The sequence below is a fragment of the Paenibacillus sp. JT31N11 genome, from assembly GCF_056269285.1.
The window spans coordinates 26,180-47,235 of sequence record NZ_JBWDNQ010000009.1 but is presented as its reverse complement, the minus strand read 5'-3'; the positions used below and the strand labels follow the sequence as shown (position 1 = coordinate 47,235).

The following is a 21,056-nucleotide window of genomic DNA, read 5'->3' as shown; positions in this document are numbered from 1 at the left end:
GATCCACTGGTTCATTATTTTAATCATGGGTATTTTGGCGGGCTTAACGGCTGCTCATTATGCCCAGGCTTCCGGTGTTCCACTTTCTACTTTGAGAAGAAACACAGTCTTTTATTTGATTTTAGTTTTTCTTCTAACTACGCTTTTTGTGTCTTCTATCGTTTTTGATTTCGTTGATAAAATAAGTTTTTAATTACACAAAAAGGGAAGTGCATTCATATGGATAATGCTAAAAGCGTTACAGTGAACCCGTGGACGAAATGGATTGGATATGCGGCTTGTGCCTGGGGTTTGTTATTTGCTGATATCCATGTCTTCTTGTTCTTTGGAGGTGGCTCTTTCATTGTTCAACCTCAATTTGCCAACAATTACGGGATTTACTTGCTCAGTTGCACTATCTCGGTGCTCTTGTTCATTTCCGTTGCATTGTTGCCGCTAACGTTGGTCTGGCCGTTTTGTTGGATCAGTCAACGCCGCTTGCAAATCCTGACCCTTCTGTTGGCATACCTTGCGTTGAGCAGTTTTGCTATCTATGAGTGGGTCGTCGCTGCAGAACAAAGAACGGCTCTGCTCACCGCTCTAGTGTGTGCCATTAGCGTAGTGGTAGCCTTCGTGCGACCAAAGAGTCAGAGCGTTGCACGGTGGTTGGTGTTTATTGCCACCTGGGTATTTGGTGCGGGGATGGCCCTTTATGGCGGAGCCTATTTGATTCTTGCTTTCTTCCAGCCCACGTTTGATAAATTCCTTGGCTACCTCTTCCTCGGAGGAATAACCTTTTTTGTCGAGGGTTTCCTCTTTGTTGCAACAGGTTGGTTGGTGAGTCGCAAGCTAGTCTTCGCATGACACTTGTCGCAGCAAGTTTGATGAGTTTAAAAACGTACAGGTAGTTAGAGATCGAATAAAAAGCCTCATCAGAAAAAGGAGCTGTATAAATTTATGAAAATTGATAATCCAGCCTTCAGCTGCGAGAAGCATGGGCAGAATTACTTAGGATATAGACTGCTGATCCAAGAATAGTGGAATATGCTTACTCCACACAGGGGCCAGCCATTCATCAGGGTGAGCGAGAAGCTGATTGGGAATTCATTATGGATATTGCGGTTGAACTAGGTAAGTACGTACGGACAAACTTGGGTGTTTAATCTAGAATTGCAAAAAGCACCGATCCATTGGAGAGGTGCTTTTTGGCATATATGGAGAACAAGTACGATTTACGAAAAAATTTGGCCGCGGATTCCTCCATCTGGATTTTGTATGGTGATGGGCCTTGTAGCTGCGCTTGTTCGCTGCAAATGCGACCCATGTATCAATGGGCGGATTAATGGTTCGTCTGGCATGCTTGGCCACATGAGGGTAGATCGTCTCGCCGCACAGCCCGCTTAATACGGGGGAGAGGCGTTCGCCGAGCTGATGGAGCTTGGGCCTGACATGCTCGATTAGCGCCTCCATGCGGGCTTCCAGTCCCGGAATTTCGAATACGTCAAAATCTTCGGCTGTAAAGCCGTCAAAGGTCATAATCTGCTGCTCGGTCACGATTCATCGTCCCTTTCCTTATGCTTCAAGTGCAACCGTAAGACGAACCACGGCTTAACCTGCTGCCCCTACCACGTTACATCTTCAAGTAAAATATTGCAATCTGCGTGCGATCGCGCAGCTCCAGCTTGCCGAGAATAACGGAAATATAATTTTTGACAGTACCCTCGTTAAAAAACAATACGGCCGCTAAGACCTTGCGTCTAGTAGGCACAATCAGGCAGGGCGAACGGAAGAAAATGACTTTCGTCATCATGGTTTCATGACTTTATTGACCTGCTTCTTGAGCCAGCAGCCTTTACAATAAAGCCAAGAGGAATAATGGAGAGGGGATACACGATGAGCTTAGTCCATTTTAAGGAAGTCGTTAAGAAATATGATACGACGCTTTCTGTCAACCATTTGTCGCTTGCCATTCATGAAGGTGAAATCTTAGGGATGATTGGCCCCAACGGCGCCGGCAAAAGCACGTCGATCCATATGCTGTCGGGACTTCTGTCTGTTAATGGCGGAGATAGTACGGTTGAAGGCTACTTTGTCCGGAAGGCCCCGCTGGAAGTCAAACGGCAGATCGGTCTTGTACCGCAGGATCTGGCGATCTACGATTCTCTGACAGCTGCCGAGAATCTAGTTGTGCTGCCTCTGCGGACAGCTTCTGCTCTATGGCCGGATTCCCGGGCTGGACCTCTTTGCGCAGCAGACTCACCTAAGGCCGTCCGCCGCACAAGCTCAGAGAAATGGGCCGGAATCTCGATCCCGTAATCGGCCCAGCCACTTGCTTCTTATGTCTATGTTCATCTTGTGGTTTAGCGAAAGTTTTATCTTCTAATAATCTCATTGAATGCCGAGACGTTCGAAGAAATTGGAAGAGCGGAAGTTCCTCATCACATTCCTTATGGATTTCACGGTTTATATACGAAAAAATTATTTTTAGGGGAAGGAAAGTGAAACCTATGCAAAAGACGAAAACCGGAATTATTATCACGTTGTTGATCAATATTGTGTTGCCTTATGTGGCCTATCGCCTGCTGGTTCCACACACCGGCAGCCTGACAGCTCTCACCGTCGCCGCCGCGATTCCGTTATGCGACACATTGTTCAGCCTGGTTACATCGAAGAAAGTGGATACTTTCTCCAGCTTTATATTTATCGGCCTGATTATGGGCGTGATTGCCGTCCTCATCGGCGGAGACGAGAGGTTTATTTTACTGAGAGAGTCTTACGTTACCGGTATTTTGGGATGTCTGTTTTTAGGTTCCCTTTTCTTTTCCAAACCGTTAGTTTATCACTTCTCCATGCGGTTTACCGGGAACAATCCCCACATTGCCGACAAGTGGGAACGATTGCCCGAATTTTGTCATGCATTCCGCTTGATGACGCTTGTTTGGGGAATCATTTTAGTGCTGGAATGCGTCGTGAAAGTGCTGCTCGTTTATTCGTTTTCGGTATCGATGTTTCTGGCCGTCTCCCCGATCCTCAGTTACGGCATGATGGGATTGACTATTTTTTGGAACGTGAAATATAGCAAACAGACGAAGGAACGATTCTATAACCTGTAAAAAAACATCAGAGGTTACCATATGCAAGCAAAGACCATTCATCCGAGTCTTCAACTGATTTTGGACATTGCCAATAAGATGATTTTGGAAAAAGGGTGCCGCAACACCACTTTGCAAGAAATCGCCGATTAGAGCGGTTTAACTAAAAGCGCTATATACCATTACGTTAAGAGTAAAGACGAATTGTTCGCGATGATCCTGGAACTCGGGATGGAAGAAGCAAATGGGGAGAGATGAATTGTATGAATGAGACAAAGCAAGAAAGAAATGTAGCCATCTTGATTTTCGATCACGTCGAAGTATTGGATTTTGCAGGACCGTTCGAAGTCTTTATTGCCGGAAGCGACAGAGGAAAAGACTTCAAAGTGTACACAGTGGCAGAACGTGATCGCCCGATTCACGCGACAGGCTATCTTAGCGTCAATCCAACTTTTACTATTCATAACTGTCCCAAGCCGGACATTGTAATTATCCCCGGAGGGTGGGGAACAAGAAAAGAAATGCACAACGAAGCCATCACAAACTGGATTCGCGATGTATCGCACCATGCTGAACTCGTCTTGTCCGTTTGTACAGGAGCCTTGTTGTTAGCCAAAGCGAATTTGCTGGATGGATTGAGACTTACAACCAATCGCCTGGCTATCAACGAATTGAAAAAAGTTGCCCCGGCATCCGCTGAAATCATAGAGGATGCAAGGTACATTGACAACGGTAAATTCATCCTTTCCGCTGGCGTATCTGCGGGCATTGATATGTCTTTGTATGTAGTCGGCAAGCTGCTAGGGCATGAGAGAGCATGGAATACAGCCAAACTTATGGAGTATGATTGGAAAGTAGTAGATGACATGAGCAATTGATAAGAAATTGAAGCATTCACCGTTTTACCTCAAATTCCCCTGATGACAAGACGCAAATAAAAAAATTTAAAAGAATATGGTAAACATTCAAGCGGTACTTGCTCGTCACTATACTATGAAACGAGATTTTTCACAGCGGATGTACTCATTTGATAGTTCAATGCTAAAGGACTGCCAAGCGGCAGCCTTTTGCTATAAAAATGGAGCTTAAGGGTACAAGAGCTAGTGAGGCTGCCGCGGGATCGAGCGGCGGTCTCACCCCGCTAGCGGAGGAGTACGCAACAAATGTGAATGGAGTTAAGCGAGATGAGTGAGAGGCTAAACACCGTTATTCGATCCCCTGTTCAATACCAACAACACGTTCTTTTCGCCCGTTTAAAAACACTTTGATTTGAGTCGGATCCAAACCGTCATCACGGAAACTGACCAACACATTTTCTTTTTGTGAAGAAGAGCTTTCTATATAATTCACCTCTACATGGTTACCTTTATACCCGAGAGTAATCGTTGAAGGAAGCCTCCAGCCACGGATTTGAATGGTATGCACCTTTCCATTCATATGTGTTTCGATAGAGTTAATTGCTGTACCTTTTTCAAAAGCGATTCCACCGTAACGCCCCCCGCCAACTAGTATTGTGTAGGGAACTTCTTTGTCGCCCGACGAGGCGCCTCTGAACTCTGTAATAATACGAAGGCTGTTCATGGCATTTGTAAATTTCTCCTCCAGCTTTTCAGGCTTATTTATGTCACCTGAGCCCCAATATATAATCAGAACATTGCGTTTTTCATAAATTCGTGGGTGAAGCATGTCATATTTTTCAATCTGTTTGTGGAAGTCCGCTATTCCTTCTTCCCGGTGCAGCTCGGAATCAAAAATATAAATCGAAGCCTCCTCCTCAGGATCGGTTTGTTCACGCGTGCTGACAACAGCATATCCATGGGGCTTCACGCCTGCCAGGACCCAATCTTGCTGGGAAGGTTGGGATAAGAATTTTATTCCCTTGACTTCCATGGCATCCTCTACACTTGCTACATCGTAATTCAGCTTTACTCTTGTGTTTAAGCCATTTGCGGCAACAGGAGCGTTATTCGAATTAGTTGCACATGCAAATGTGACAGAAAACATTATTATAGCAAGGAGTGCTTTTACGATCTTCATGCCGAGGCCCCCTTAATTTTTTTAAGATACATTCTAAACGCAATAAATAAATCGAGGGTTGCATTTTATTATGAGATAATCCAAGTATAAAAAAACAATTTTAAATACGCCTATTTCGCTATCCCGGTGAAATAAATTGTGCGTGTGGCAACGCTTGTAGGAGAATTAATAGATATGCGACGGATGAACAGATGGGACTATTTGACGCTTACAAATGATCCGGTAACGTGTTATAGTAAACTGGAATTTTGGAGTTGAAGGGGGGAGACTGGTCGAATCGAGCCGCAATTTGCAGGACGACATTGACAAAATACGTCGCAATTGGGTTTCAACAGCTTGTGGAATATGCCTAATGTGACTTGCTACAGCCTAACCAAAACCAATTCGAAAGGAAGTATGAAACATGGCTAAATTAACAGTCGGAACAGAAAACGGTCAACCCATTGAATTGTATTTTGAGGATCTTGGCGCAGGCAAACCTGTAGTTTTGATCCATGGCTGGCCGCTGAGCGGGCGCTCGTGGGAGAGTCAAGTTCCAGTGCTCATTGATGCAGGTTACCGCGTGATTACATATGACCGCCGCGGATTCGGACAATCCTCCCAACCGTGGAACGGTTACGACTATGATACGTTTGCGACGGATCTCCATAAGCTGATCGAACATCTGGACCTTAAGGACGTGACACTGATCGGATTTTCGATGGGTGGCGGAGAGGTTGCCCGTTACATTGGCACATACGGTACAAGCCGTGTCAAAAAAGCCGTGTTGGCTGCTGCGGTTCCGCCGTTCTTCTACAAATCCGCCGAGCATCCGGAAGGCGGTCTGGATGAAGCTACCATTCAGGGCTTCCAAGACGGTTTGAAAAAAGACCGCATCGCCTTCCTTGACGGCTTCACTCAGAATTTCTTTAAAGCAGGGGATAGAACCGACCTTGTCAGCGAGTCCTTCCGTGTTTACAACCTTGATATTGCTTCTTACGCTTCGCCAAAGGGGACGCTGGATTGCGTTGATGCCTTCGGCCGGACGGATTTTCGTGGCGATTTGGCGAAATTTGATATCCCATTGCTGGTTATCCATGGCGATTCCGATGCGATTGTGCCGCTTGAGGTAAGCGGTCAACTTTCCCACGAAGCTGTTGCAGACAGTCAACTCGTCGTAATTGAAGGTGGACCGCATGGTTTGAACGCGACTCACCCTGAACAATTCAATACCGCTTTAATTAACTTCCTTAAAAACTAAATTATCATCAGAAACTTGAATAATCTAAGTCACGAGTTGAATCGCGCAGGAAGAATAGCTACTGCAGAACTGACCGACAAGATTGACAAAGATGAACGAGGAATCTTGATACTGCAGCACAACCGCCAGTCCCTTCTGGCGGTTTTTATTTTGCCATCGTATTTAGGGCAAAGAAGAGTAACTAGGACCTTCCGACCGGGATAAGCAAACCAGCACAACCGAAAAACGATTTCTTACGGACGTGACAAGCTGCCGAGACGCTGCGAAAACGCTCCAAAATTACCACTTGACTTAAACGTTAACGTGAATGATTTAATGTTGGTAAATCTTATGAATGAGTGGAGGAGTGATGTGGGTTGTCATAATCGGATTAATATGGCTTGATAGTGTAAGTATTGCGTCGCTTATACAGCCCGGACTTTATGACCGCCGAAGCGGTGAATGTATTTTTGGCACATAGGAGATGAGGCTCTATCTACTTGATTGGGGATATTCTTAACAAAGTAAAAGTCAGTCGAAGAACGCTGCATTATTATGACCAAATCGATTTACTGAAGCCGACCGTCTCCAAAGAGAATGGCTACCGTTATTACGATGATAAAGCATTATTAAAACTGCAAACGATTCTTTCCCTAAAGTCCATGGATTATTCTCTAGAGCAAATAAAAGATTTCTTTGACACGAAAGTACCGTCGAATATAGCACAGGAAGATCCATGGATCCCGCTGTTACAGGAGCAAATCAACTATGCCGCATTGAAAATCGAGAACTTAAGAAGAAAACAATTTATTTTGAGGAGTGTGCTTCATACGATCGGGCTGTCGGGCAAGCGAAATGAAGAGCATGTACTTCAATTGATCGAAAGAATGGAAAGCCAGGATTTTCAGGACGGAGAGATACCGGCGTCGTTTCCATCTGAATACTTCAATGAGGGGGAAATGGAAGTTCTTAAGCAGCTGCCTTTGCTCGGAAGTGAAGACTCCCGGATTGAGCAGGCTCTTATGCTCCTAAAGAAAACCCGAGCCATTATGAGTTCTGCTTTCGATGAGTCTGCTGAGCGGGAGATCGTTGAAAGGTGGAGAGACTGCATAGCCGGCTGGTTCAAGGGGGATATCGAACTTCAGGAAAAATATTTTGCGTTTATCGATTCGACGAACATGCAGAAACCGGCAATTTGGGGATTGGATGAAAAGCTAATTCGGTATATCGACTCCTTAATAGAGAAGTATTTAAAAGAGGGGGGCGGCAATGAATGAACTTTAAAAAAATAGGCGCGAGATAGGATAAGACCTGACATTTTGAGGAACGCTTAGCTCGTCTTTGTATTTTTTCAACCACAGGAGCGTGAATGAATGGATTCCCATCAATTTGCACCTCATCCGAAATGGAGCCGGATCATAGGAATCACTAGTTTCATTATCATCATTACTGCTGCATCTTGGCTGCTGTGGAGTGGACACTCCGATATTCGATATACAGCCGATCACAGTGGTACAATCCCGATTTGGAACAAATGGGCGCCTGCTCTGGTTAGTATATTACTCATTCGTCTCATTCCTTTTCGTCTGGTTGGCTTTAATCCACTTTTTGGTCTGTCTCAGCGACTCATTATTATCCAATCATGGGTCTTTATTCTGGGAGCAGTCTTCTTCACAACTACTCTTCTTCTTGTTATGAATAAAGGACTTGAATTTCAACTGTGGTTTATTGGACTCAAACTTGGTTTTTTACTATTCATTCCCTGGATGCTATTGCGTATCATTCCATCTCACCAAACAAAACGTTCTACACCTGCGCCATCTCATTTATTTACACGAAGGAATTGGCTTGGTCCACTCATTATCATGAGTGTTTGGGTCTATCTGAACTATTTTTCTGTATTTGCTTCAACGCATTTTCCAAGTAATATCACAGATCCAGCTACAATGATTGTTACTTTACTATTCGGTTTTCTCATCAATAGTTTACTGGAAGAAATTTTTTACAGAGTTTGGTTACAAACCCGTTTGGAAATGTTGCTTGGCACATGGCCAGCTATTCTTCTTACTTCCATCCTTTGGGCTAGCTGGCATATTGCGATACAGAGCACTGGACGATTGAATGTTGATATCGCGACAGTGATAGCTAACCAAGGTGTAACCGGTTTATTCCTCGGCTATCTTTGGGCTCGATATCGTAACGTTTGGAGTCTAATAATTATACATGGCTTAATAAATGCTTCTCCCTACCTGCTTTATGAATTGTTGAATATCAAATACTCCACTCCTTGAGATCAGATGCGGGCAACTAACCTGGAGCTAGGACCTAAACATACGACAAGAGATCAGTAGCGAATCCGACCACGGCATAAACGGCTCCAGCGGAGCGGATCATGGACATCCGGGATCTGCTCGAACAAGTAGCACAGATAGCTTAACAGGTCCAACCCATTTTCCTCGGCCGTCTCAATGATACTATAGATCGTCGCACTCGGCTGTGCACCTTACGGTGTATTGCGAACAGTCAATTCCTGAGGAAACTATTCAGCTAACGGGTACGATAATTATTATAGTTCAATACCGAAAGGGCTGCCACGCGGCAGCCCTTTGTTCCGGCTGTATCAACTCATTTTACTCTAAATGTGCGTTGGCCAAATTTGTGAACAAGAATCAGCGCAGCAGCCAAGTAAACAAGGGTTAGAATCAATAGGTTTAACGTGAAAATAAAGCCTGGCGCTTTTACGATAATACAGAGTCCGCAGGCGGATGACACCGCGATGTTTACAAAATAGAAGAACGGGTTTTTCACATTCAATTCGGTAGAATAAGGCTGGAAAATATAGTACATTAACAGGTGATGAACTGAGAAAAAGACAGATAGTGTCAGCACGCATACCCACATCAGAAGCAGCTCACGGACAGGAGCCCCGCCTGCAGCCAGGACGATTATCGTGAACGCTGTTCCGAATGCAGCGGCGATCGTCAGATTAAGTCCTGTGATTCGGTATAGCCGGATGCGAAAGTGGCTGCTCGCTGCGTTTCGATAAAAGCTGTAGCGCAGTAGGCTGAGATCGCAGTTGTAGAAGATGGCGCGGCACGTTGTTTCTCCTATAGACAGAAAGCTCAGAGTCAATGCCAAAAAGGGTAGGGTTCCCTCCGGATTTGAAGTCACAAAAGAGATCCATTGGCTCTCCGTAATGGCAAGAACCAAGCCAACAGCGCCTACAACACCGATGATCGTGAGTCTTTTGTACACTGGTTGTATGATCAGACTGCGATGTCTTGCGAAAAAAAGTGCATTCAAATAAGAATAGCCTTCCTTGTTTTTAAACTTGCCGGTTTGTTGCGCTGTTAATGCAGAGTCGCTGGCTTTGGACCGAACAGAGGTTTGCTTGGCTTCTGACACCATGCGTCCGAGATCAAGCAGCGGATCATCCCGTTTCGTAGCTGCGTCGACCACTGTTCGGTAATCAGGATATCGATACAGCTGTATGGCTGCATAAATGCCCAATACTGCAATGACGAGTACAATGGGCAAACGAAGCAACAGCGTCCCGCTTGCGGGGATCCAATTCAGAAAAAGCGGAGCATAGGCGACCGAGTAGCCGAGTCCAATCGTCAACCAGACAATCAAGTTCTGCTTGATTAGAACTATACCGGTTTTCTCAAACCATTTCAGATGCAGATATTCGCAAAATATTCGCCACAGCGTGACCGAAACTGCAATTGACAGCGCTTGAAAGAAGGTGGCTCCCAGCCATGAAGTGAAGATCAGCAGGGCAGGGATATAATAGACCAAATAAGTGGAGTAGCGGTAGCTGAGAGAAGCGCGCATATATCTGGTCGGCTGCAGCCTCATCAGTTTTACAGCAATGTACTTTTCCCGTTTCGGTTCCAATATGGTACCAACGGTAACACCCCCCACCACAAAGCTAAGCAGCAGAAATAGATGCAAAAAGAGCTGAAGTTGTTCTTCCTGGCTCGTCCCATCACTTAATGCAACGGTTGGAAAGTAAACGAGCAGTCCCGTGTAAGCCAGCTTGGAAACCAGTCCCCACAGCACATTCAGTATCAGCGCTATGAGGGAAATGACTCTTTTGCCACCACGTTTGGCATAGGTAGTGTCTTTTATTCGCTTTCCAATCAACGGCAGCTTCTGGGCAAAATAGATGAAGCGGTTGGCAGTGGAGAACATACGGACTTTAAGTACGATACTAAGAGTCCTCATGTTGGTTTTCATCCTTTAGCAAGTGGATAATGCTCTGTTCAAATTCCGGACTGTGCAGCAGCTCGGAAGGCACGCCAGACAGACGCCCGTTGTTCAGCACGACAAGCTCATCGCACAAGTCGGCAGCCAGCTGTAAAATATGGGTAGAAAAAATAAGGATATGATCATGCTTCATTTCACGCAGCAGATTCTTCATCTCATGCGCCACTATGACGTCGAAGGACGTGAGCGGCTCGTCAAGCAAAATGATCGGCGGTTTCGTAATTAGAAACAGCAGCATCTGAATCTTGTTTTTCATCCCATGGGAATAGTTTTTGATTAGCCGGTGTCGGTCTTCCTCCGACATGCTCATCATATCAAAATAGTTATCAATGCTTTGGCTAGATACAATTTTGTCGCGATTAATATCCATGTGAAATTTTACAAATTCATAGCCGGTCAGAAACTCAGGCAAGATAGGTAGCGAGTAGACAAACCCGACATCTTCTTCGAGTAGTTCTCTGACGGCCCCGTTTTCCTCAATCAGAACTTCTCCGTCGTCCATCTTTGTTTCACCGCTCAAGCAATTAAACAACGTCGTTTTTCCTGCTCCGTTACGTCCAAGCAATCCATAGATCTTGCCTTTGTGAAAGGTGTATTCGGCGCTTTGAAGCACCTTTTTATCATCAAATTTCTTAATGATGTTGTTAAGGCTCAGCTGCAAGTGTTCTCCTCCATTTCATTAATAAAAATGTGGCAAATATTCTCTTAATACGCTGTTTATGGTCAGATGGTCGCACTGTATTCCTTTGGGTGCTCCAATATGGCTGTCATGTTAATTGCGAAACTTGCTAAAGATAACAGAATCATTACTTAAAGAAGATAAAGCAACTAATACCTTTGAAAATGCACGTTTCTCCTTGGAAGTGTTACAGTAACAAGGAATTCACTCAAAAAAGGTTGTTTTCGTTCATTCAGTTGATTAAACTAACGGATAACAGTAAGTTCAAGTAATGGATGAGACGAAGAGGGGGAAACCGAAATGAAGACTATCAAGCGCATGATGGACCACCTGTACTGGGCGGACGGACGCATATTGGACGCGTTCGAGGAGAGTGAGACGAACAACAAGGACCTTCTGAAGCTGGTTCGGCACGTCGCGGTCGCGGAACGAGTCTGGCTGTCCCGATTGCAGGGCAAGGGCAGCGCGCAATATTCGTTGTGGGAGGAAGCGGAAGACCTGACGCCTATCCGGACGATGTTCGAAGAAAACGCCGAGCAATATCGCGTCTATATCGAAGGGCTCGAGGAATCCGAGTTGGACGAGATGGTCGACTATGCGAACCAGAGCGGGGTTCCGTTCCGAACGTCCGTCCGGGACATCCTGTCGCAGGTCCTTTTACATGGGCAATATCACCGGGGACAGATCAACCGGGCACTTCGGATCGAATCGGCAGAGCCTGTCCAAGTCGATTACATCACGTTCGCGAGGCTCTAACAGGGCCTAATAATCACCATCACTCGGAATGGGATTGGCATTGACCTGACGGGTACGATAGTTCAATAAAATAGCAAAAGTCTAGGACTACTCAAGGCAGTAAAGTGTAAAGTAGTGATGAACGATATCCTTGTTAAAAGGCAAAAGACAAAAAAGGATGTTGCCTATGGGCTGCATCCTTTTTTTGTCTTTGGTCCAATAAGCTGTACGAAGAAAATAAAGTTGTGGACTGGCGCGGCGGCAGCCGGTTCGAGCAACTGCGGCTCTTACTTCGGGTGCTTCCGGGTGGGGGCCGACTTTGCGCATCTTGTATAAGTCATTCAATTGTTAGCGATTTATTTGTAATTGAACGCATCCATGGTATCGCGCGTAACATGATCCAACTCATGAGCGGATTCTTGATTGACAATCGTTTCATCATCGTTTTTGATGCTTCAACCTCACGAAAGGCATACTTGCTCATACCCTCTTGATAGGAAAGGATTGCCCTCTCAAGCGTTTCGCCTTGTATCGCCATAGCTTCCAATTGATCCGCGAGAAGTGCCGCATCACGCAATGCTGTGTTACCTCCATGCGCTCCGGTAGGGGGCATGACGTGGATCGCATCTCCCATAAATACAACTCGGGAGACTGGCCACATATCCGGTTTTTTGGCCACTTTAAATCTTACCGGCATGGTATAGTCGACATCAGCCCGCTCTACAAAACGTTGGACAACCGGATGAAAGTCGCGTACGGCCTCTTGTGCAAGGCGTTGCAGCACCTTGGTGTCAAGTTTCTCTTGATGTTCCGGAAACTGCTCTTTCGGCAGCAGAATTCCCCACATCACGTAATCATCATTGATTGGCGGTGCTTGGTTCACGCCAAGACGTGCAAAAGCCGTTTGCGGTGCCTCACCAAAGCGCATTCCGGTAAAGAAGAATCCGCGGCCGGCTTGACCCATAGCGAATACTCCACTGGTTTCCAGAGGACGAGGAATGAGCGAGCGGCCTTTATGAAAAAGGAGCGAGCGGCCATAAATTCCCCAGCTGCTGGTATCATCCGGCTCACAGTCGGGCAGAAACTGCTTGCGAAGGGCCGAGTTAACACCATCCGCACCAACTACGAGTGAAACACGGATACAACTTCCATCTGAGAAGTAAAGTGTTGCCCCATCCGATGTTGTCTCAACACGCATTGCCTCTTTGCCGTAATACACCCTATCTTGAAGCCCCTCGAGCATAATGGCGCGGAGTGTTTGGCGATCCACCTGCCGTGGCGTTCGCAAGTCAGCACCGCTCGGATCGCCTTTAAAAGTGAGTCTGAATACCTCGCCAAGATCTTGGTTAGTTACGCGAAAGTAGCTCGCTTTGTCCGTAGGGGAAGCGGTGGCAAGAAACAGCTGAAATAAATGAGGCGGCAGGCATCGCTTAAGAGCTGCGATACCGTGCTCGTCAACACTGATTCGATATCCTTGGCGACGGGTATGCGGCGCAGGATCACGTTCATAAATTTGCACATCAAAACCGGCGCGAAGCAACGAATGTGCCAGGCACAAGCCACTTAACCCGGCACCGGCTATGGCCACTGAAATTTCGGACATATTAGCAATCCCCTTTTATGTTTGATTGTTAATCGATTAATTGATAAAATAAGACTTGACCATAATTAATTTATCTCATGAGATAAGATAATTTTAAACGGAGGATGACCTGAATGTCAAGAAATCAAATCATAGACACCCTTGCGGAAGAATTACGAAATAACAGTACGGTGACGATCATGTTTCACCAAGCGATCGGTACAAAACTGGGATTAAATGCGACGGATCACAAATGTTTAGATGTCATATTGAACAATCAACCCATTACTGCCGGTCGTCTTTCCGATTTAACCGGGTTAACAACGGGTGCGATCACGGGTGTATTAGACAGGTTGGAGAAAGTGGGATATGTTTTCCGAGTCAAAGATCCGAAAGACAAACGGTCGGTCTTGATCTCTGTCGATAGGGAAAAGGCGGAAAAGGATATTTTGCCTCTCTTTCATTCATTCGGTCAACAACTGAATCAAATATTATCGAGCTATAATGATAACGAACTTCAAAAGGTACTCGATTTTATAAGACAATGTAATTGCTTGTTAAAGGATTTTACAGAAAAAATGATTAAATGATCTCCAGAAAATAGCTCCTCCGCCTTCAGGAACGCATCATGATCCGAGATTATATCCTATTGCCGCATATGGATAAGATGATTCAGAAAAGCATATCCGATATCGAGAATTCATCTAATGTTTTGAAACGACTCTACCTGGCCGCTGGGCAGAAAGTCTTAACTACGGTAGCCGAAGACTATTACAGATTACGAAGCGAGTTGAAGAAACGGAATATTCGCGTCATCCCTGAGGAACAAGAGGACATGGTCATTTATCATAAGTGTTTTTATCGGGGTTACGAAGAACGATTCGGAATGACACGTGATGTCATGCGATCGGAGATAGGAGTTCGACTAACACGACGGAGCTTATAGCGCGGCTGAAGGCGAAAGTGTGAGTTGGCCGCAACAGCGACGCTGGCTCCGGATACCGGGTACACGGACGGCGGCAATAACATCGATCACGCGATCCGTCTGTGCGAAGCTTACCGTGACGCAGGCGTGGATGTATTCCATCTCAATGCAGACCAATATTCCGAAACAATACGAGCAAATGTATCTGTAATTGAGTGAGTGATGTTGGACGACAAGAACATTGACACATTAAAAGTCACGTAGATCGTGGCTTTTTTGTTGTCTGGAGACAAGATCATATCCATTAACCCATTGTAAAACAAAGCCTCCAGCTGATCTGGAAAATTAGGGAATTGGAAGAAAAATCAGCAGGTATAACGCGATGATATCGCGAATTGTAGGGTGAAAGCGCACTCAATGAATAATCGATTGGGGGAGTTTCTACTATGATTGCAACGATTCGAAACAATTGGTTTTATCGGCAACTATTTACACATATTCCCATTTTTATGATTATGTCGTCGACGCTTATCTTTTTTATTTTTTTGTCTACCAGTCAAATTATTAAGGGCGATGTTACGAAAGCGGACAACGTCTATCTCCAGCACGCTATTCAATCGATCGATTACGCACTGGAAAATATCGATCAGCAGATGGTCAAAGAAATTTTGATGAATATGAATTTGCAAAATTTTGCAAGTGGTTCCGCCCTTGAAAATTCTCCGCTCATCGATTACAAGTTATCGGGCGATTTGCGCGAACTCATGCTGGTCAACCCGTTAATCGACTCTGTCTATTTTTACCGTCAAACGGACCGGACCATCTTAACGACCAACCAATTGATATCGCTGGACAATTTTACCGACCGGGACTTTCTTCTTCAACTCAAGGGCGATCCCCAGCAGTATTTATGGTCAGGCATCAGGAGATACCGAGAGTTTCAGAACAAGCCGGAGTCCGTGCAGGTCGTTTCCTTGGTAAGAAAGCTCCTTTCGGGGGAGCAGGGCTATCTGGTTGTCAACGTAAAGACGGATTCGATTAAAAACAACATTGATAATATGTCGACATCAAAGGTCACGTTTATCGATATTTTCGATCAAACCGGCAGATTGCTGTGGGGCAATCCGGACGAGCAGGGCGGCCTGCATGAGCAAACGACGGGAACGGAGCTGCAGCGGTCCAAATCGAACTATACCCTCTGGACCTATCACAGCGGACTGATGGGTGACAATGCGTATGGGGTAGCATCATCGGTGATATCGTATTTCTGGATTGCCGGTGGCCTGTTTATTGCGCTGCTTGGAGGTTTGTTGATTTTCTATGTCATTCGTTGGAACTACAAGCCGATTGAAACGATTCTGGCGCGTGCCCGCTCGTATTCGGCGCCTGGAATTGTCGGGGCCGAAGCGAAGGCGGATAATAACGATGTCCGATTTATTGGAGTGGTGTTTGACGATCTCGTCAAACAGTCCACCAGCTTTTTAAAGCGGCATGAAGAAAATCTAATTTATCGGAAAATGCATTTTTTTCGCAAATTGATGAGCGAGCATCAAAAAATAAATGTGGCCGAATGGGACTTTGAAGTGGGAACCTTGGGACTCAACAATGAATTCGAGCAATTGAATGTCGTTGTCATCGAGATTGATCAATATTTTGCTTTCAAAAACAAGTATTCGAACAAAGACCATTCTTTGTTGAAATTTATACTCGGCAATGTCGTCATGGAAATAGCCCAGGATCACTCGATCAATATTTGGTCCGAGTGGCTGGAAAAGCATCAGCTCAGCGTGCTGTTTCAAATTACCGAGAAAAATGTGAACACACAGGAAATCGTTTTTGACATCTGCGAGCAAATGCGGTCATGGGTCGTGCAAAATCTGAAATTCACAGTAACGATCGGGATCGGCAGCTCGACTAAACAAATATCGATGATTCCGCATTCGTATCAGGAGTCGCTGGACAGCATCAAATACAAGACAGCACTCGGAAGCAACCGGATTATCGGGTATTGGGAAATTGTGGCGAAGGAGTACGGGGAAAGCTTTCGTCATTTACATTTCATTCGTTCCATGTCGCAGCATCTCCGCCTGGGTGAGCAGGAATGGGAGGTTCAATTCCGGCAGTTCATGGATGAGCTCAGGAAAGGTTTTTTTTCAAGAGACGAAATCCTCTCCCAACTGAACTATTTAATTTATTATTTGTACAAGGATCTGATGGAGCTGCCTGCTGAATTTCAAGATATATGGAAGCATACGGCATTGCCGCAGCTGAATAAGCTGATCGACCGCTTCGATACGGTTGATGAGGTAGAGGACGAGTTTTTTGACATCCTGGCGGAGGCTAGGGAGCGGATGAATGTGCTGCGCGAGGTGAAGCATAATCATTCCCAGATGCAGGAAGTGAAGATGTATATCGAGCGGCATTTTGCCAATCAGGACATTTCGCTGAACAGCTTGAGCGATGAGTTCGGAATCAGTCCGAAGTATCTCAGCAGATTGTTCAAGGATGAATTTGGAGTGAAATTCGTCGATTATTTGGTGTCCATTCGCATGGAGCATGCGAAACGAATGTTAAGCGAAACGACTCAATCCATCCACGAGATCGCAGCGAGGGTAGGCTATACGCATTCGCTTTCCTTCATTCGCGTATTTAAAAAAATTGTTGGGCTTACGCCGGGCGATTACCGCAAGGTTACGGTTAATTAAATGGCCGGTGAATAAAGAGCAGAGCGAATAGAAACGTCTTAGAGAAGCTCCAAGCTTTCTGACAACAGCGATTGGAAAGAGGATCTGTTCGCGCAGCGGGCTGCCCATAAACGGGCGGCTTTTTATATGGATTTGTACCAATAGTATACGTTGAGAATCATGTATGTTGACCGGAACAGCGTCCGGATTTACTCTGAGAGTAACAATTGAAGGGAAAGGAGGTTGAATATGACAATTCAAACGCAATCCAGATCCGCATGGATCCAGGGACGCAAAAAATTGAGGCAAAACCAGGCGATGCTTCTTCTATTCCTACCGCCTGCGTTGTACTTCATTATTTTCAAATATACCCCTATGCTCGGATTGATCATCGCGTTTAAGGAGTACAACTTTGTGGACGGGATATTCGGGAGCCCTTGGGTGGGCTTAAGCAACTTTAAAACCTTGTTCAGCTCGGTCCAAACGTTGGATATTATTCGCAACACCTTGATACTGAGCGTTTTAAGTGTATTCGTCGGCTTTCCGTTTCCGATTATACTGGCGATTTTATTAAGTGAAGCTCGCAAGCTTTGGTTCCGGAAATCGGTGCAAACCCTGGTATTTTTGCCGCATTTTATTTCATGGGTCGTGATTGGAGGGATGATTTTAAGCATTTTTTCGCAGGAATCCGGCATCGTGAATTATTGGATCAATCATTGGACCGGAAGCGCCTATCCGTTTCTTTACAAAGAATATCCTTGGATCGCGATATTTGTCGGTTCCGGCATATGGAAAACGGCAGGATGGACGGCGATCATTTATATGGCGGCGCTTACAACGATCGATCCTAGCTTATACGAATCGGCCAGTCTGGATGGAGCGGGCAAACTGAGAAAAATATGGCATATTACGCTGCCGGGAATCGGCCCGACGATTGTGCTTATGTTTATTCTCTCCATGGGACAGATCATGGAGGTCGGTTTTGACCAAATATTCGTGCTGCAAAATTCAGTCGTCTCCAATATTTCAGAGGTGATCAGCACGTATGTTTATAAGATTGGTCTACTCGGCATGCAGTTCAGTCTGACCACGGCCATTGGACTATTTGAAGCGGTCATCAGCTTAATTATGGTGTTAACGGCAAATCAAATAGCCAGAAAATTCGGCAGGGGACTATGGTAAATTCAATCGGAGGTGAGAGACATTGAGAGAAAGCGCAGGCGAAAAATGGTTTTATGCCGTTAATTATACGCTGCTGGGTCTCGCCGGATTAAGCTGCATCCTTCCGTTTTTACATTTGTTCGCATTATCCTTCAGCGACGCCACGGCGATAGCGTCAGGTTATGTCATCTTTTGGCCCATCGATTGGACGACTGCGGGCTATGCCACCTTGATTGACGGAACCAGCATTGTAAAAGCTTTTCTGAACAGTGTGACGATTACGGTTGTAGGCGTCCTGTTAAGCATGGTATTTACCATTATGGCTGCTTATCCGCTGTCCCGGCCGAATTTTTATTACCGGCGGTTCTTCACATTGGCGATCGTCTTTACGATGATTTTTACCGGCGGCCTGGTGCCCACCTTTCTCGTCATTAAAAGCCTGGGGCTGGTCAATTCTTACGGCGCGATCTGGGCTTCCGGCCTGATCAGCGGGTTTAATATGCTGGTGATGAAGAGCTTTTTTGAAAGCATCCCGGTCGAGATGGAAGAGGCCGCCCGGATCGACGGCTGCAACGAAATGTGGCTGCTCTTTAAAGTGATCCTGCCGTTATCGGTTCCCGTATTGGCCGCATTGACTCTATTTTACGGAGTTAGTTATTGGAATGCGTTCATGAGCGTCCTGATTTATATTAACGACACCTTGAAATTGAATTTGACGGTCATGGTGCAGCAAATGGTTCGCAGTCAATCGTTGATGCAGGAGTTGAACATGCTGCAGCCGGAAGATATGAAGGCCATGACGCCGGACTCGATCAAAGCGGCCGCCGTTTTGATCATGGTTGCCCCGATGCTGATCGTCTATCCGTTTATTCAAAAATATTTCATCAAAGGCATTATGCTCGGCGCGATTAAAGGATAAGACCGACTGTTCAAAGGAGGTGAGCACACATGTAAAACGGGGATGCCCGAACGGAGGCACAAACTGCTGCAGGCAAGTACATCCTTTATTGGAGGGGATTTTCAATGAACAAGCTGTTTTCATTACAACGGCTGCATATCGTTGCGCTTGGCATTTTGGCTGGCATGCTCGTCGTTTCGGGATGCTCTCTGGGAGGCGGCGCGGCATCCGACGCCACGGATAAGACGGAAAAAGCGGACGCGCAGCCACAGAAGAAACCGAAAATAACGGTCGGCGTATACGACCGGGGAGCTGTCCCCGCAGCGGAAGGAACCTTGGAAAACAATCGCTGGACCAAATGGATTAACGAAAACGGTCCTGTCGAGGTCACGTTCGTTCCTATTCCCCGCTGGGAATCCGTGCAAAAATTCAATACGCTGTTTGCGGCCGGAAACGCACCCGATCTGATTATGGAATATTTGGCCGATTATAAGAACGAATTGTATTCCAAAAAGCTGGTTATGCCTCTTGACGATCTAATCGAAAAGCACAGCACTATATATAAGGATTTACTAAAAAAATACCCGACGCTCGATAAATTGGGAAGAAAGCCGGACGGCAAGCTTTATGAGGTCGGCACGGTATCGACTCAGGTGACGCCAAATCACGCCTATTATATACGGGTCGACTGGCTGAAGAAGCTGAATCTGGAAGTGCCGAAAACGACGGAGGAGCTGTATAAAGTCGCCAAAGCCTTCACCGACCTGGACCCGGACGGCAATGGAAAGAACGACACGTACGGCATGAGCTTAAGCTTCGTCAGTGGGCAGGTTCTTGACAACATGTTTCAAAATGTCGGATGGGTCGTTGAAAACGGGCAGCTGATCCGGGATTGGGACAGACTCAAAGCGGCAACGGAATTTAAAAAGCGGCTTTACGACGAAGGCATCGTTGATAAAGATTTCCTGGTAGATACGGCCGGCGCCAAAGGAGAGCAGGACTGGGTAACGGGGAAATTGGGCATTTGGGGAGCCAATAACGGGACCACGAAGCTGGGCTATCAGTCGTATGTGACGCTGAAGAAAAATAATCCCGATGCGGAAATTACTCCGATCGAGCTGCCAAAGAGTCCGTTCGGCCAGTTCAGCTCCTGGATCGGCGTTCCCGCCCGGACGCTCGGCATGATCAACGCGTCGGCCAAGGACCCGGTTGCGGTCATGAAATTTATCGATTTTATGAACTCCGAGCCTTATATCCATGCGCTTAACTACGGGCTTGAAGGCGTCCAGTCCAAGACCGGGCCTGACGGCTGCCCAAAATTCATCAGCGACGACCTTGCCAAGCAGGTCGCGTATGCATCGGATTTTAATATGATCAGTTCTTCCAGTCTTTATTATGACAAATGCATCGATTTTAAAAATACGCTTGATCCGAGTAAGCCGATCGATAAAGATTTTATCAACTTTATCGATATTGCCCAGAAAGAATATGTATCAAAGGACCGGCCCGAGCCCGGCTTTACGCATCGCTCAACCCTGCCGGCCACGCCTACGGATATCCAATTGATTGAAACGAATACAGGCAAGGAAATCTCGGATATTTTGGCCAAAGCGATCGTGTCGGGACCTTCGTTTACCGTTGACGATGCGATTGAGCAAGCTAAGGCTACTTGGAAAAATGCGGGCGGCGAAAAGGTCGAAAAGTGGTATAAGGACTGGTATGCAACCAACAAGGATACGGCATTTTTAACCAAAGATCTTTACCAATAAATTGAACATAGAGAAGGAGAATGAAAC

General features: G+C 45.9%; 21 protein-coding genes and 2 pseudogenes. 16 read left to right on the top strand and 7 right to left on the bottom strand.

Annotation, left to right across the window (positions count from 1 at the left end; genetic code table 11):
* The first annotated feature begins 219 nt into the window (after window positions 1-219).
* On the top strand, window positions 220-843 hold the full coding sequence (locus AC0YNV_RS26390; protein ID WP_475770695.1) for a hypothetical protein: 624 nt from the start codon (window positions 220-222) through the stop codon (window positions 841-843).
* A gap of 411 nt (window positions 844-1,254) precedes the next feature.
* Here the strand turns inward: AC0YNV_RS26390 and AC0YNV_RS26385 are convergent.
* Window positions 1,255-1,515 (bottom strand): annotated as a pseudogene (locus AC0YNV_RS26385) (DUF1054 family protein); the annotation flags it as partial.
* A 94-nt stretch (window positions 1,516-1,609) separates the two neighbouring features.
* Window positions 1,610-1,732 (bottom strand): annotated as a pseudogene (locus AC0YNV_RS26380) (LuxR C-terminal-related transcriptional regulator); the annotation flags it as partial.
* A 140-nt stretch (window positions 1,733-1,872) separates the two neighbouring features.
* Between AC0YNV_RS26380 and AC0YNV_RS26375 the strand changes: the two are divergent.
* The 4 genes from AC0YNV_RS26375 (at window position 1,873) to AC0YNV_RS26360 (ending at window position 3,949) form a co-directional block, all read left to right on the top strand.
* Window positions 1,873-2,295, top strand: coding sequence for an ATP-binding cassette domain-containing protein (locus tag AC0YNV_RS26375; protein ID WP_475770694.1), 423 nt, complete (start codon window positions 1,873-1,875; stop codon window positions 2,293-2,295).
* A 75-nt stretch (window positions 2,296-2,370) separates the two neighbouring features.
* On the top strand, window positions 2,371-2,481 hold the full coding sequence (locus AC0YNV_RS26370) for a carotenoid oxygenase family protein (protein WP_475770693.1): 111 nt from the start codon (window positions 2,371-2,373) through the stop codon (window positions 2,479-2,481).
* A gap of 5 nt (window positions 2,482-2,486) precedes the next feature.
* Entirely contained in the window at window positions 2,487-3,092 is a 606-nt protein-coding gene (locus tag AC0YNV_RS26365) for a VC0807 family protein (protein WP_475770692.1), read from the top strand.
* A gap of 242 nt (window positions 3,093-3,334) precedes the next feature.
* Complete coding sequence (locus tag AC0YNV_RS26360; RefSeq protein ID WP_475770691.1) at window positions 3,335-3,949, top strand: DJ-1/PfpI family protein; 615 nt, start codon at window positions 3,335-3,337, stop codon at window positions 3,947-3,949.
* A 328-nt stretch (window positions 3,950-4,277) separates the two neighbouring features.
* On the opposite strand, the gene AC0YNV_RS26355 is transcribed toward AC0YNV_RS26360, so the two are convergent.
* Window positions 4,278-5,108, bottom strand: a complete 831-nt coding sequence (locus AC0YNV_RS26355; RefSeq protein WP_475770690.1) for a hypothetical protein — start codon at window positions 5,106-5,108, stop codon at window positions 4,278-4,280.
* Between the two features lie 403 nt (window positions 5,109-5,511).
* Here AC0YNV_RS26355 and AC0YNV_RS26350 point away from each other — a divergent pair, with 403 nt between their 5' ends.
* The 3 genes from AC0YNV_RS26350 to AC0YNV_RS26340 all read left to right on the top strand — a co-directional run bounded on the left by AC0YNV_RS26350 (window position 5,512) and on the right by AC0YNV_RS26340 (window position 8,618).
* Window positions 5,512-6,348 (top strand): alpha/beta fold hydrolase, encoded by an 837-nt coding sequence (locus tag AC0YNV_RS26350; protein WP_475770689.1) that lies wholly within the window; start codon window positions 5,512-5,514, stop codon window positions 6,346-6,348.
* A gap of 479 nt (window positions 6,349-6,827) precedes the next feature.
* Window positions 6,828-7,604, top strand: coding sequence for a MerR family transcriptional regulator (locus AC0YNV_RS26345; RefSeq protein WP_475770688.1), 777 nt, complete (start codon window positions 6,828-6,830; stop codon window positions 7,602-7,604).
* A gap of 96 nt (window positions 7,605-7,700) precedes the next feature.
* On the top strand, window positions 7,701-8,618 hold the full coding sequence (locus AC0YNV_RS26340; RefSeq protein ID WP_475770687.1) for a lysostaphin resistance A-like protein: 918 nt from the start codon (window positions 7,701-7,703) through the stop codon (window positions 8,616-8,618).
* Between the two features lie 53 nt (window positions 8,619-8,671).
* Here AC0YNV_RS26340 and AC0YNV_RS26335 read toward each other — a convergent pair whose 3' ends face one another.
* From AC0YNV_RS26335 to AC0YNV_RS26325, 3 genes are all read right to left on the bottom strand, one after another.
* The gene (locus AC0YNV_RS26335) at window positions 8,672-8,773 is read right to left on the bottom strand and encodes a hypothetical protein (protein ID WP_475770686.1); all 102 of its coding nucleotides are present in this window, start codon (window positions 8,771-8,773) and stop codon (window positions 8,672-8,674) included.
* A 179-nt stretch (window positions 8,774-8,952) separates the two neighbouring features.
* On the bottom strand, window positions 8,953-10,554 hold the full coding sequence (locus tag AC0YNV_RS26330; RefSeq protein WP_475770685.1) for a hypothetical protein: 1,602 nt from the start codon (window positions 10,552-10,554) through the stop codon (window positions 8,953-8,955).
* Window positions 10,541-11,257: an ABC transporter ATP-binding protein gene (locus AC0YNV_RS26325; RefSeq protein WP_475770684.1), complete on the bottom strand. Its 717-nt coding sequence runs from the start codon at window positions 11,255-11,257 to the stop codon at window positions 10,541-10,543. Before AC0YNV_RS26325 ends, AC0YNV_RS26330 begins: the two co-directional genes overlap by 14 nt.
* A 318-nt stretch (window positions 11,258-11,575) precedes the next feature.
* On the opposite strand from AC0YNV_RS26325, the gene AC0YNV_RS26320 reads away from it, so the two are divergent.
* Window positions 11,576-12,031 (top strand): DinB family protein, encoded by a 456-nt coding sequence (locus AC0YNV_RS26320; protein ID WP_475770683.1) that lies wholly within the window; start codon window positions 11,576-11,578, stop codon window positions 12,029-12,031.
* Between the two features lie 316 nt (window positions 12,032-12,347).
* On the opposite strand, the gene AC0YNV_RS26315 is transcribed toward AC0YNV_RS26320, so the two are convergent.
* Window positions 12,348-13,613 (bottom strand): FAD-dependent oxidoreductase, encoded by a 1,266-nt coding sequence (locus AC0YNV_RS26315; protein ID WP_475770682.1) that lies wholly within the window; start codon window positions 13,611-13,613, stop codon window positions 12,348-12,350.
* A gap of 113 nt (window positions 13,614-13,726) precedes the next feature.
* Between AC0YNV_RS26315 and AC0YNV_RS26310 the strand changes: the two genes are divergently transcribed.
* The 7 genes from AC0YNV_RS26310 (at window position 13,727) to AC0YNV_RS26280 (ending at window position 21,029) form a co-directional block, all read left to right on the top strand.
* The gene (locus AC0YNV_RS26310; RefSeq protein WP_475770681.1) at window positions 13,727-14,182 is read left to right on the top strand and encodes a MarR family transcriptional regulator; all 456 of its coding nucleotides are present in this window, start codon (window positions 13,727-13,729) and stop codon (window positions 14,180-14,182) included.
* Between the two features lie 38 nt (window positions 14,183-14,220).
* Window positions 14,221-14,538, top strand: a complete 318-nt coding sequence (locus AC0YNV_RS26305; RefSeq protein ID WP_475770680.1) for a YhjD family protein — start codon at window positions 14,221-14,223, stop codon at window positions 14,536-14,538.
* A 24-nt stretch (window positions 14,539-14,562) separates the two neighbouring features.
* The gene (locus AC0YNV_RS26300) at window positions 14,563-14,736 is read left to right on the top strand and encodes a hypothetical protein (RefSeq protein ID WP_475770679.1); all 174 of its coding nucleotides are present in this window, start codon (window positions 14,563-14,565) and stop codon (window positions 14,734-14,736) included.
* 227 nt (window positions 14,737-14,963) lie between these two features.
* Complete coding sequence (locus tag AC0YNV_RS26295) at window positions 14,964-17,222, top strand: helix-turn-helix domain-containing protein (protein ID WP_475770678.1); 2,259 nt, start codon at window positions 14,964-14,966, stop codon at window positions 17,220-17,222.
* A gap of 228 nt (window positions 17,223-17,450) precedes the next feature.
* Window positions 17,451-18,383: an ABC transporter permease gene (locus AC0YNV_RS26290; protein WP_475770677.1), complete on the top strand. Its 933-nt coding sequence runs from the start codon at window positions 17,451-17,453 to the stop codon at window positions 18,381-18,383.
* A 22-nt stretch (window positions 18,384-18,405) separates the two neighbouring features.
* Window positions 18,406-19,281 carry a carbohydrate ABC transporter permease gene (locus AC0YNV_RS26285; RefSeq protein ID WP_475770676.1) on the top strand — a complete coding sequence of 292 codons (876 nt, stop codon included), beginning with the start codon at window positions 18,406-18,408 and terminating at the stop codon, window positions 19,279-19,281.
* 104 nt (window positions 19,282-19,385) lie between these two features.
* A complete protein-coding gene (locus AC0YNV_RS26280; RefSeq protein ID WP_475770675.1) occupies window positions 19,386-21,029 on the top strand; it encodes an extracellular solute-binding protein in 1,644 nt (547 codons plus the stop codon).
* The last annotated feature ends 27 nt before the right edge of the window (window positions 21,030-21,056 follow it).